Genomic DNA, 11,257 nt, shown 5'->3' on the forward strand with positions numbered 1-11,257 from the left:
AAGGGAAGCCATGACCGACCAGACGATTCTTTCCATCCGCCGCCCCGATGACTGGCATGTCCATTTGCGCGATAATGCCGTGATGCGCAGCGTGGTGCCCTATACCGCAGCGCAATTCGCGCGGGCTATTGTCATGCCCAATCTGTCGTCGCCTATTACGACGGTGGAAGCGGGTGCAGCCTATCGCGAACGCATTTTGGCTGCTGTACCCCAAGGGGTCGAATTCACGCCTTTGATAACCGCCTATCTGACCGACGCAACGGACGGCGAAGAACTGGCGCGAGGCTTTGCCGAAGGTGTGTTTACCGCTGCAAAATTATACCCCGCCCATGCAACGACCGGAAGCGCCCATGGCGTGACCAATGTGGCCAACATAATGCCCGCGCTTGAGCATATGGCGCGCATTGGGATGCCATTGTTGATTCATGGAGAGGTCACCGATTCCCATGTCGACATATTCGACCGGGAGGCTGTGTTTATCGAGAGAACTCTGTCAAAGCTCGTGCGCGACTTGCCTGAGCTGCGCGTCGTTTTTGAACATATCACCACGGCAGATGCGGTCGCCTTTGTCGATAATGCCGGCGACAACATCGCCGCCACAATCACGCCGCAGCATTTGCATATCAACCGCAACGCCATGTTCGAAGGAGGCATCCGTCCGCATGCGTATTGCCTGCCCGTGGCAAAACGCGAAGTGCACCGAGTTGCCCTGCGCAAGGCTGCGACATCCGGCAGCGCCAAATATTTCCTTGGCACCGACAGCGCGCCGCATGACAAATCCGCCAAGGAAAGCGCATGTGGCTGCGCCGGGATCTTCAACGCGCCCTTTGCAATGGAAAGCTATGCTGCGGTCTTTGAAGAAGAAGGCGCGCTGAATAAGCTCGAGGCATTTGCGTCAGAAAACGGTCCGCGTTTTTACCGCCTGCCGCTGAATGAAGACCGCGTAACGTTGGAGCGTATTGATACCGCTGTGCCAGAGCTTCTGGAACTAGACGGCGTTTCGGTTGTGCCCTTCCACGCGGGTGAAACTTTGCGTTGGCGGTATAAGGCTTAGACCTTCGCGGCCCGATAGGTCTTGATCGCATCGGCGCAGAATATCGCGATGCTGGCCCAGATCAGGATGAAGCACGCCAGCTTGGTTGTGCTCAACGGCTCGCCATAAACATAGACGCCCAGCAAGAACGCAATCGACGGCGCGATATATTGCACGAAGCCTAGGCTAGCATAACTCATCCGCCTCGCCGCCGTTGCAAACATCAACAGCGGGATAGCGGTCACCGCGCCAGCAATGATTAATAGCCCTGACGTCGTGAGATCATCGCCGAAGCCGCCAGTGCCCGCCTGTGCATACCACAGCACTGCGCCAAGCGATAAGGGCGCAAGCAAGGTCGTTTCAATGGCAAGACCAGGCACAGAGCCAACGGGCGTTATCTTGCGGATGAGGCCATATAGGCCAAAGCTGAGAGCCAAGGACACCGATACCCACAATGTGTCAAGCGCATCGCCGATGAGGATCGCAACGCCAATGGCGGCGACCGCAACAGCCACCATTTGAAGCGGACGCAGCCGCTCGCCCAGAAACAGGCGGCCCAAAAGCACATTCACCAAAGGATTTAGATAATAGCCGAGACTGGCCGCCAATATGTGATCGGTAGACACTCCCAAATATAAATCAGCCAGTTGATCGCAATCAGCGTTGCCGAGGCGAGCAGGTTACGTAAGTGCACCTTATGCCGAAAAATAGCGCCATATTCGTGCAGTTGTTTGCGAAACCCCATGATGATTAGCAGCAAGGGAATTGACCATAAAATCCGCTGCGCCACGATGGCGATTGGCGGCACATGGCTCAAGAGCTTAAAATATACGGGGACAAATCCCCAGATCATATAAGCCGATATCGCATAAGGCAGACCGCTTGGCTGCGGGGTTTGTTCTTTGTCTGCCATAGTTTTAGCCCCCGCCCTAAAAATCAGGGTCAGATGATCCCGCCACCTATCCAGAGGCGAAGCGCGCAAATTGCCATCACCACTAGGCAAAAATTACGACCGCCACTTTTATCCGAGATGAACCCAAATGCGGCGCCTACACCCGCGATCAGGATAATCAGCCAGTTCAACCAACCGAGAAATGGGATGAACCCAATGAAGGCCAGAACAAGGGCAACGAGGCCCAAAAGGAATGCGATCAAATTTGCCATGACCTAACTGTGGCGGGTTTTGGGTGGCGTGGCAAGTAAAGCGATTGGGCAAAAGCAATCAAGGAAACGACCAATTCAAATATCAAGCGGCTCAGCCTTTTCAGACCAAGCCGCAATGCCTCCATGGGTCCACGGCCTAGCCGCTTTGGATGACCGATTATTCAGTCAGTTTCAGACCCGTCCATTTTGCTAGGAATGCATAGATATCCGAATATTCGTCGATCACCTTGTCGGTTGGCTTACCCGAACCGTGACCCGCACGGCTTTCAATACGGATAATTTTCGGTTTGCTTCCGGTCTGTGCCGCCTGAAGAGCGGCGATATATTTGAAGCTATGCCCTGGGACCACTCGATCGTCGGTGTCAGCGGTCGACACGATTACAGCCGGATATTCGACGCCTGATTTGATGTTGTGATAGGGCGAATAGGTCATCTGCATCTTAAAATCGGCTTCTTTGCTAGGATAGCCATAATCATCGACCCAATAGCGGCCCGCAGTAAACCGGTCAAAGCGGACCATGTCCATAACACCGACAGCAGCATGTCCCGCCGCAAAAAGGTCAGGGCGCTGGTTCAACGATGCACCAACCAGCAAGCCGCCATTGGAACGGCCCTCGATAGCAATTTTGCCTTTGGCCGAAATGCCGCTGGCGATGAGATATTCCGCTGCCGCTGCAAAATCGTCAAAGACGTTTTGCTTGTTCATGAGCCGACCGGCGTCATGCCAAGGCTTGCCATATTCGCCACCACCGCGAATGTTCGCCAGTGCAAATACGCCACCGGATTGCAACCATGCCATCCGCGTTGCCGAATATGTCGGCGTCTGCGAAATGTTGAACCCGCCATAAGAATAGAGCAAAGTCGGTGCACCTTGGGACAGATCAACATCCTTCTTGTGCACGATGAACATTGGAATCTTCGTGCCGTCCTTTGACGGATAAAAAACCTGGCTGACACTGAAGTCTTGCGGGTTGAAACTCAACTTCGGTTCCGCAAAAGGTGTCGATACTCCGCTATTGCTGTCAAATCGATAGACGGCGCCTGGCTGATTAAAGCTGGAGAAACCATAAAATGTTTCTGGTTCGCCCGGTGTGCCGGAAAAGCCACTGGCAGTGCCAATCGCGTTGAGTTGAATTTCCTGAACAGGCTGACCTGCAAGGTTCGTCATCAATGCCATCGATTTGGCGTCCTTGATGTACGATAGGATCATACGATTGCCGACGATTTGCGCCCGCGATAGCGTTTCTGCGCGTTCAGGAATAACATCTGTAAATATGGGCACCTTAGCCCCAAGGTCCACGCTCACCACCTTCAGTTTTGGCGCATCCTTGTTGGTGGTGAACCACAATGTGTTGCCCATGCCTTCGATTAGGCCCCAGTCATACTCTAGCCCCTTGACCAAAAGCTGCGCCTTCCAAGTCGGGTTTTTGCCAAGCGGCATAATGTGCAGCTCATATTTCTCATCTGTGCCGGACGAGGTGGTAATCAACGCCCATTTACCATCATGCGTCACCTGCGCGCTATGGCCATATTCGGGCTTATCGGGCGTGGCGTAAATCGCTTTGTCTTCCGACTGTGGTGTACCGATTTTGTGATAGTAAACGGTCTGGTTATAATTCAGCTGCTGAAATGCAGCGCCTTCTTGTGGTTCGGCGAAACGGGAATAGAGAAACCCTTCATTACCCACCCAGCTTATATTCGTGAATTTGGCCCATTTGATTTCGTCTGCCAAAACCTTGCCAGTCGCGGTATCGAGTACCTTAATCGTGCGCCAGTCGGAACCACCATCCTGAATCGCATAAGCGAGCAGCTTGCCATTTTGCGAAGGCACCCAGCTATCCAACGCAGTTGCGCCATCCTTTGCCCAGCCATTCGGATCAAGCAGCACACGGTCAGCGCCCGTTAGCCCTTTACGCACATACAAAACCGACTGATTCTGCAATCCGTCATTCTTGTTAAAAAAATAATAGCCGCCTGCCTTTTCTGGCAGACCAAAGCGTTCATAATCGAACAGCTTCTTCATCCGGTCGGCCAGGATTTTTTTACCGGGCAAACTTTCCAAATACGCGTCTGTCACAGCATTTTGCGACTTTACCCAATCCGCGACTTCGGCGTTGACGCGGACATCATCCTCAAGCCAGCGATAGGGGTCCGCAACTTTTACGCCGAATTGGTCATCGACGACATTTACAGTCTTAGTGTTCGGATAAGTCAGCTTGGTAGTGATGTCTGCGGTTGCCGTGTCTTTGTCCACTGCCGTAGCCGAAATTGGTGCCATCATGATTGCAGCCCCAAGCAAAAATACGCTTCGCATAATCTCATTTCCCCAACTCTCAGATATAATTTTTTACGACTATAACGTCGGCACATGAACGCCAACCATATTGCGCCCCATCCGCGTTAAAGCAACTTAGTGGGCATGTCACAATCGTAAGGTCGCAGCTAGAGCCTAAACCAAAGAAAAAGGGCGGCATCCTCTCGGATACCGCCCTTTTGAAATTCTATGGTAAGACGCGTTTACTCGCTGTCGTCCAGCACTTCTACGGGACCGCTGTCTTGACCCTTGGCATCGACATTGCGGTCAACCAGTTCGATGACGCCCATTGGCGCAGCGTCCGAACCACGGAAGCCAGCCTTGATCACACGGCTATAACCACCGCTGCGATCAGCATAACGTGTCGCCAGCTCGTCAAACAATTTCACCAATTGCGTATCGTCCATCAAACGGCTCATCGCGAGGCGACGGTTGGACAGGCCACCCTTTTTCGCAAGCGTAATAAGCTTTTCGATATAAGGACGCAGTTCCTTCGCCTTTGGCAAAGTTGTCTTAATTTGTTCGTGCTTGATTAGCGACGCTGCCATGTTGCGAAGCATCGCGGTGCGGTGCGACGTGGTACGCTGCAGCTTACGGTGGCCAACTTTATGGCGCATATTTCATTCCTTCGTTCGTAGGGGGGCCGTATCAGGTACCCCGATCCTGGCCATTTAAGGGCGGCCATTTCCCTGTATGTTGGGCCAAAGCACTGCCTTGGCCCAAATATTTTTTAACCGAGCAGCTCTTGTTCGAGCTTCTTGGCCATTTCCTCGATGTTTTCTGGCGGCCATCCGGGAATGTCCATACCCAAACGGAGGCCCATAGACGACAATACTTCCTTGATTTCGTTCAGCGACTTGCGACCGAAATTAGGTGTACGCAACATTTCGGCTTCGCTCTTTTGAACGAGGTCACCAATGTAGATGATGTTGTCGTTCTTGAGGCAGTTTGCACTGCGGACCGACAGTTCCAACTCATCCACCTTCTTGAGAAGATAACGGTTAAGCTGGTTTGCATCCGATTCTTCGGAAGAAGCCGACGGCGCGGACATGCCGACCATTGGCGACGATGCGGCCATCGAATCTTCAAAGTGGACGAACACTTGCAACTGGTCCTGAAGAATACGGGCAGCATAGGCCACGGCGTCTTCTGGAGTTACGGTACCATCGGTTTCGATGGTCAACGACAATTTGTCATAGTCCAGCTCTTGACCGATGCGGGCGTTATCGACCTTATACGCAACTTGGCGCACAGGTGAATACAGGCTGTCGACCGGAATTAATCCGATGGGAGCATCTGCAGGACGGTTGGCGACTGCAGGCACATAACCCTTGCCGCTGTCGGCAGTGATTTCCATGTTCAACGTTGCACCATCATCTAGATGACAGATGACGAGGTCAGGGTTCATCACTTGGATGTCGCCAGACACAGCTATGTCGCCAGCGGTTACAGCGCCAGGGCCAGTGGCCGAGAGCTGAAGACGCTTGGGGCCTTCGCCTTCCATCTTCAACGCAACCTGTTTGATATTCAAAACGATGTCCGTGACATCTTCACGTACGCCAGCAAGCGACGAGAATTCGTGCAACACGTTCTCGATCTTGATCGAAGTAATTGCTGCGCCCTGCAACGACGAGAGCAATACGCGACGCAGCGCGTTGCCGAGCGTCAAGCCAAAGCCACGCTCAAGCGGCTCAGCAACAAAAACGGCCTTACGCTTCGCATCGCTACCTGACTTGAGTTCAAGCGCGTTGGGCTTTTTCAGTTCCTGCCAGTTCTTGATATTGACGGACATGGATTTCCCCTTGGGTTTTGCAAAACCGGCAATTTGGTGCACCGAGCCGGATCGCGGGTAAAAGAAGGAACGACTGAACAGCCGCCCCTGAAACGAATGCTTAGACGCGCCGACGCTTGGAAGGACGCACGCCGTTATGCGGGATCGAGGTCACGTCACGGATCGAGGTGATGGTGAAACCCACCGCCTGCAATGCGCGTAACGCCGATTCACGACCCGAACCCGGGCCCTTAACTTCGACTTCCAATGTGCGAACGCCATGTTCAGCAGCTTTCTTGCCGGCGTCTTCTGCGGCAACCTGGGCTGCATAAGGGGTCGATTTACGGCTACCCTTGAACCCCATGGTTCCTGCTGAAGACCAGCTGATCGCGTTGCCTTGGGCATCGGTGATCGTGATCATGGTGTTGTTAAAGCTGGCATTGACGTGCGCGACGCCTGCCGAGATATTTTTGCGTTCCCGCTTTTTAATGCGCTGTGGTTCGCGTGCCATATAGTGTGTATCCTATTCGAAAATGCGAAGAAAAAATAATTAGGCCTAGGCCAGTAATTACTTCTTCTTGCCCGCGATTGCCTTGGACTTGCCCTTGCGGGTGCGCGCATTGGTATGCGTGCGCTGACCACGGACGGGAAGGCCCTTACGATGGCGAAGGCCACGGTAGCAGGCGAGATCCATCAAACGCTTGATGTTCATCGATGTGTTACGGCGAAGATCGCCCTCTACGGTGTAGCCCGCATCGATGGTTTCGCGGATTTGCAGAACTTCGGCATCCGAAAGGTCCTGCACACGACGGCTATGATCAATTCCCAGCTTAGTCGCGATTTCGACGGCTTTAGTGCGGCCGATACCGTGAATGTAGGTAAGCGCAATGATCACGCGCTTGTTGGTTGGAATGTTAACTCCGGCAATACGTGCCAATTTATTTACTCCTGCTCCACAGGTGCCCCCGAGAGGACAAACCCTATCTCAACGCTGATGATATCCCGAAACGCACAAAACCAGCGGACGCATAAACGCGCTGCTGGCTGCACCAGATGTTCGGAATTAGCCGAGCCTTACGGTGAGTCGCGTCAACTGTCAAGGCCAGAGGCGCGCTATCCCTTGCCTTTGGTCTTGGTTTTGCCATGACTGGCATTTTCTTCAATGAACGCGATGATCTTGCCGTTCGCGGTTGGATGACCGCACGTTGCGGCGATCAACAACAGGTGCTTCATAACGTTCGGGGCGGCTCACTGACGGAGGCATCTTCATCGGGATTCGCAGTACTGACCTCAGACGCTTCGTCCGAGACTGCTTCCTCAATCGTCTCAATATCGAGCTTGAAGCTATCCACCTTGGGTGGCTCCGTCCCTGCGGGCGCATAAGGCGACAACATGCTTTTAAATTGCTCACCCAGCACCTTATCTACGGCAGGTGCAATTTCCGATACTTTGTAGCGCATGTAACCACCCACTACATAAGAGAAGCTGACCCGCGTGCCTGCATTGTCCTTAGCAGGCTCCATGGCAACGGTAAGCGTGCCAGTAACAGCTTCCGACTGGAGCGGACCAAGTGCACCTTGCATACGCAATACTTTGCCCGGCTGCGCAAATATAACCCGCATATGCTCAACGCTACCGACGGTCTTCAGATTGCCATTTACATCAGCCTCCTGAAACAGTTCGCAAAAACAACCATTAGCCTGCGCGTCGATATAAAAACCTGCGCTTGAGCCCGACCAGCTGTGTGCCTTGTTCCAATAATCCTTTGGCGTCAGCAGGCGTTTCCAAATATCTTCAGGCGTCGCATCAACGGTCGCAATATGAACCGAGTTGAAGCCCGTATCGGACGCAGATTTGACTTCAGCAAAGGCAGGAGATGATATTGCGGCGAGTAGTCCGGCAGTAAAAAGGTTACTTTTCATGTGAAAAGCCTAGCCCCGATTCAAGGGAAATAAAAGCGCCGTTCATTTGGGCAGAATTGGCCATTAATACTATCGTACATGAATGGCCAAGGACCCTGCTTACGCAAGGGTGACGGGGTCAGCCGACAATAGCGGTAATGGCGTCGGTCACGTCCTCAATCGAAGCCATGCCATCAACCCGGCTGACGAGGCCGCGTGCATCGTACAAAGGCAAAATCGGCTCGGTCTTTGCGCGATACTCCGCCATGCGGGTCCGCACTGTTTCCTCATTATCATCTGGACGGCGCTTGAATTCATGCGCACCGCATTTATCGCAGGCGCCCCCAACGACTGGTTGCTTGAAAACGTCATGATAGCCGTCGCCACAATTCGCGCAGGTGTAGCGGCCAACCACGCGCGCAACCAACGCCTCTTCATCGACAACCAGCTCAATGACATGATCAAGTGTTCGGTGACGCGCGGAGAGCAATCCATCCAACAACGCAACTTGCGGTGCAGTGCGCGGGTATCCGTCGAAAATGAGGCCCTTGTCGGCGGGAATGGCGTCCATATGTTCGCCAAGAATTTCCGCCATCAACTCGTCAGGAAACAGTTTCCCGGCCTTCATGATGTCATCCGCCATTTTGCCGACATCCGAACCAGCCTTGACCGCCGCACGCAGGATGTCCCCCGTCGACAATTGGACCATGCCATATTTCTCGACAAGAAAGGCAGCCTGTGTGCCCTTACCAGCGCCCGGAGGCCCCAAAAGGATGATATTCATGAAACGTGTCCCCGATTCGTTTCGATGTCGCACCGTTTAGCGGGTGCGTCCACCCTTCAGCTTGGCCTTTTTCAGCAGGTCGCCATATTGATGCGCGAGCAAATGGCTCTGGATCTGAGAGATCGTGTCGATCGTGACATTCACTAGAATAAGCAGGCTGGTTCCACCAATGGCAAAAAATTGCTGCTGCCCTGTCTGTGCCATCACATAATCCGGCAGCAAGCAAACCAATGTCAGATATGCGGCACCAAGCACCGTGATCCGCGTGAGCACATAATCCAGATAGGATTCGGTGTTTTTACCAGGGCGAATGCCGGGGATGAAGCCGCCGGCCTTTTTCAGGTTCTCCGACGTCTCTTCCGGATTGAACACGACCGCAGTGTAGAAAAAGCAGAAGAAGACAATACCAAGGCCGTAGAGCGCCAAATATACTGGCTGCCCATGGGCAAGATATTGGTTCAGCGAAATCACGAAGTCACCCATGGCGCTTTCGCCCGCAACCGTATTACCACCCAATTGTGTGATCGTGATCGGCAAAAGCAACAGCGACGAAGCGAAAATAGGTGGGATAACCCCGGCGGTATTGATTTTCAAAGGAAGGTGACTGCGGTCCGCCTGCATCATCCCGCGCTGCGTTGCGCGCTTGGGGTATTGAATAAGCACCCGGCGCTGGCCACGCTCCATAAAGCAGATCAGCAGCGTGAGGCTGATGAACATCGCGATGAAACCTACAATGACGAAACCGCTGATCGATCCCGTACGGCCGCCCTCTAACAATTGCGCGAACAAACGCGGCATTTGCGCGACGATGCCTGCCATGATGATCAACGAAATACCGTTACCGATTCCCCGCGACGTGATTTGTTCACCCAGCCACATCAAGAACATGGTGCCACCAATAAGACTGATGGTTGCGACGATACGGAACATCAGGCCCGGCTCGACCACAGCGCCAATGCCATTGGCAGCCGCAAGGCTTTCGAGGCCGGCGGCAAGGAAATAGCCCTGCACCGCGGTCAGGAACACTGTACCATAACGCGTATATTGGTTGAGCTTCTTGCGCCCGCTCTCGCCCTCTTTCTTGATCGCGGCAAGCGTGGGCGACAGTGATGCCGCAAGCTGCACCACAATCGAGGCGGTGATATACGGCATAACGCCCAGCGCGATGAGGCTCATACGCTCAAGGCTGCCGCCCGAGAAGGTGTTGAAAATATCGAGAACGCCGCCAGCGGCATTATTGGCATATAAAGCGGCTTGCGCGACAGGATCGACGCCAGGCAATGGCACGAAACTCAATAAACGGAATATGATGAGCGCGCCTATGGTAAACCAAATGCGGTTCTTAAGCTCTGTTGCCTGCCCGAACTTCGATAGATTGAGGTTCGAGGCCATTTGGTCGGCCCTAGATGCCATGATATTCGTTCCTTGGTTCCGGATTAACGCCGAGCGCAATTTGCGTGCGTATCGGCTTAATCCCAAAAATTACGTCTGACTGTATCCGGACGACCCCCAGAAATGTCAAACCCCGCCAGCCCATATCGGGAAGCGGGGCTGGCATGACAAGAGCGAAGTCGTCGCCTCAGTCTTATTTCTTAGCCGCGGCTTCTTTAGCAACGTTTTTGACGGAAGATTTCTTTGCAGCCGCCTTTTCCGAAGCCGAAACCTTGGTCAATACCTCAACCTTGCCGCCTGCCTTTTCAACAGCTTCAATCGCTGCCTTTGAAGCACCTGCGACCGAGAAGTTGACCCTCGCAGTCAGTTGACCCTTTGCGAGCAAACGAACGCCATCTTTGCCGCCACGTGCTAGGCCCGCGGCCTTCAATGCAGCATGGTCAACAACGGCCTTGATGTCGATTTTCTTGGCGTCGATGAACTTCTGAATCATGCCAAGATTTACTTCGGCATGGTCCTTGGCGAAGATATTGTTAAAGCCGCGCTTTGGAATACGCATGTGAAGTGGCATCTGGCCGCCTTCAAATCCGTTGATCGAAACACCCGAACGGCTGGTCTGACCCTTTTGGCCGCGACCCGAGGTCTTACCCTTGCCCGAACCAATACCACGGCCAACGCGCATACGGCGATGGCGGGCGCCTTCGTTATCTTTAATGTCATTCAATTTCATGTCGTGCACTCGCTTTCGCTTTAATTCGCGCTAATGTGATTAGTCCTGAATTTGGACCATGTGACGAACTGTGCGGATCATTCCGCGCACTTCGGCAGTGTCTTCGATTTCGACAACGCGGTTCATCTTGTCAAGGCCAAGGCCTTTCAAAGTTGCGCGCTGCGAAGC

Annotated in this window: 14 protein-coding genes; 1 reads left to right on the forward strand and 13 read right to left on the reverse strand. The window is 53.5% G+C overall.

Annotation, left to right across the window (positions count from 1 at the left end):
- Positions 1-10 precede the first annotated feature (10 nt).
- Positions 11-1,054, forward strand: coding sequence for a dihydroorotase (pyrC, locus tag ACILP4_RS04990; RefSeq protein WP_395619649.1), 1,044 nt, complete (start codon positions 11-13; stop codon positions 1,052-1,054).
- Here the strand turns inward: pyrC and rarD are convergent.
- From rarD to rpmD, 13 genes are all read right to left on the reverse strand, one after another.
- Entirely contained in the window at positions 1,051-1,659 is a 609-nt protein-coding gene (rarD, locus tag ACILP4_RS04995) for an EamA family transporter RarD (RefSeq protein WP_395619650.1), read from the reverse strand. The two genes, pyrC and rarD, sit on opposite strands and share 4 nt — an antisense overlap.
- Positions 1,614-1,946 (reverse strand): hypothetical protein, encoded by a 333-nt coding sequence (locus tag ACILP4_RS05000; protein WP_395619651.1) that lies wholly within the window; start codon positions 1,944-1,946, stop codon positions 1,614-1,616. Before ACILP4_RS05000 ends, rarD begins: the two co-directional genes overlap by 46 nt.
- Before the next feature lie 29 nt (positions 1,947-1,975).
- On the reverse strand, positions 1,976-2,197 hold the full coding sequence (locus ACILP4_RS05005) for a hypothetical protein (RefSeq protein ID WP_395619652.1): 222 nt from the start codon (positions 2,195-2,197) through the stop codon (positions 1,976-1,978).
- Positions 2,198-2,354: 157 nt separating this feature from the next.
- Positions 2,355-4,475: a prolyl oligopeptidase family protein gene (locus ACILP4_RS05010; RefSeq protein WP_395619659.1), complete on the reverse strand. Its 2,121-nt coding sequence runs from the start codon at positions 4,473-4,475 to the stop codon at positions 2,355-2,357.
- A gap of 239 nt (positions 4,476-4,714) precedes the next feature.
- Positions 4,715-5,128, reverse strand: coding sequence for a 50S ribosomal protein L17 (gene rplQ, locus ACILP4_RS05015; protein ID WP_295489956.1), 414 nt, complete (start codon positions 5,126-5,128; stop codon positions 4,715-4,717).
- Positions 5,129-5,241: 113 nt separating this feature from the next.
- Positions 5,242-6,303, reverse strand: a complete 1,062-nt coding sequence (locus ACILP4_RS05020) for a DNA-directed RNA polymerase subunit alpha (RefSeq protein ID WP_125229605.1) — start codon at positions 6,301-6,303, stop codon at positions 5,242-5,244.
- A 100-nt stretch (positions 6,304-6,403) separates the two neighbouring features.
- Positions 6,404-6,793 carry a 30S ribosomal protein S11 gene (gene rpsK, locus ACILP4_RS05025; RefSeq protein ID WP_125229604.1) on the reverse strand — a complete coding sequence of 130 codons (390 nt, stop codon included), beginning with the start codon at positions 6,791-6,793 and terminating at the stop codon, positions 6,404-6,406.
- Between the two features lie 57 nt (positions 6,794-6,850).
- Positions 6,851-7,219: a 30S ribosomal protein S13 gene (gene rpsM / locus ACILP4_RS05030; protein WP_125229603.1), complete on the reverse strand. Its 369-nt coding sequence runs from the start codon at positions 7,217-7,219 to the stop codon at positions 6,851-6,853.
- A gap of 292 nt (positions 7,220-7,511) precedes the next feature.
- Positions 7,512-8,204, reverse strand: coding sequence for a hypothetical protein (locus ACILP4_RS05035; RefSeq protein WP_395619653.1), 693 nt, complete (start codon positions 8,202-8,204; stop codon positions 7,512-7,514).
- Positions 8,205-8,322: 118 nt separating this feature from the next.
- Complete coding sequence (locus ACILP4_RS05040; RefSeq protein ID WP_395619654.1) at positions 8,323-8,967, reverse strand: adenylate kinase; 645 nt, start codon at positions 8,965-8,967, stop codon at positions 8,323-8,325.
- 36 nt (positions 8,968-9,003) lie between these two features.
- A complete protein-coding gene (secY, locus tag ACILP4_RS05045) occupies positions 9,004-10,380 on the reverse strand; it encodes a preprotein translocase subunit SecY (RefSeq protein WP_395619655.1) in 1,377 nt (458 codons plus the stop codon).
- A gap of 172 nt (positions 10,381-10,552) precedes the next feature.
- Complete coding sequence (rplO, locus tag ACILP4_RS05050) at positions 10,553-11,089, reverse strand: 50S ribosomal protein L15 (RefSeq protein WP_395619656.1); 537 nt, start codon at positions 11,087-11,089, stop codon at positions 10,553-10,555.
- Between the two features lie 39 nt (positions 11,090-11,128).
- Positions 11,129-11,257: 50S ribosomal protein L30 (rpmD, locus tag ACILP4_RS05055; protein WP_395619660.1), on the reverse strand; the 129-nt coding region annotated here is incomplete at its 5' end.

Source organism: Sphingorhabdus sp., from assembly GCF_044239045.1.
GTDB lineage: Bacteria > Pseudomonadota > Alphaproteobacteria > Sphingomonadales > Sphingomonadaceae > Sphingorhabdus_B.

Excerpts from the sequence above, each read along its gene's own strand:
- pyrC (WP_395619649.1), top strand. The coding sequence starts at position 11 with ATGACCGACCAGACGATTCTTTCCATCCGCCGCCCCGATGACTGGCAT.
- ACILP4_RS05000 (WP_395619651.1), bottom strand. The coding sequence starts at position 1,946 with ATGGCAGACAAAGAACAAACCCCGCAGCCAAGCGGTCTGCCTTATGCG.
- ACILP4_RS05005 (WP_395619652.1), bottom strand. The coding sequence starts at position 2,197 with ATGGCAAATTTGATCGCATTCCTTTTGGGCCTCGTTGCCCTTGTTCTG.
- ACILP4_RS05010 (WP_395619659.1), bottom strand. The coding sequence starts at position 4,475 with ATGGCACCAATTTCGGCTACGGCAGTGGACAAAGACACGGCAACCGCA.
- rplQ (WP_295489956.1), bottom strand. The coding sequence starts at position 5,128 with ATGCGCCATAAAGTTGGCCACCGTAAGCTGCAGCGTACCACGTCGCAC.
- ACILP4_RS05020 (WP_125229605.1), bottom strand. The coding sequence starts at position 6,303 with ATGTCCGTCAATATCAAGAACTGGCAGGAACTGAAAAAGCCCAACGCG.
- rpsK (WP_125229604.1), bottom strand. The coding sequence starts at position 6,793 with ATGGCACGCGAACCACAGCGCATTAAAAAGCGGGAACGCAAAAATATC.
- ACILP4_RS05035 (WP_395619653.1), bottom strand. The coding sequence starts at position 8,204 with ATGAAAAGTAACCTTTTTACTGCCGGACTACTCGCCGCAATATCATCT.
- ACILP4_RS05040 (WP_395619654.1), bottom strand. The coding sequence starts at position 8,967 with ATGAATATCATCCTTTTGGGGCCTCCGGGCGCTGGTAAGGGCACACAG.
- secY (WP_395619655.1), bottom strand. The coding sequence starts at position 10,380 with ATGGCATCTAGGGCCGACCAAATGGCCTCGAACCTCAATCTATCGAAG.
- rplO (WP_395619656.1), bottom strand. The coding sequence starts at position 11,089 with ATGAAATTGAATGACATTAAAGATAACGAAGGCGCCCGCCATCGCCGT.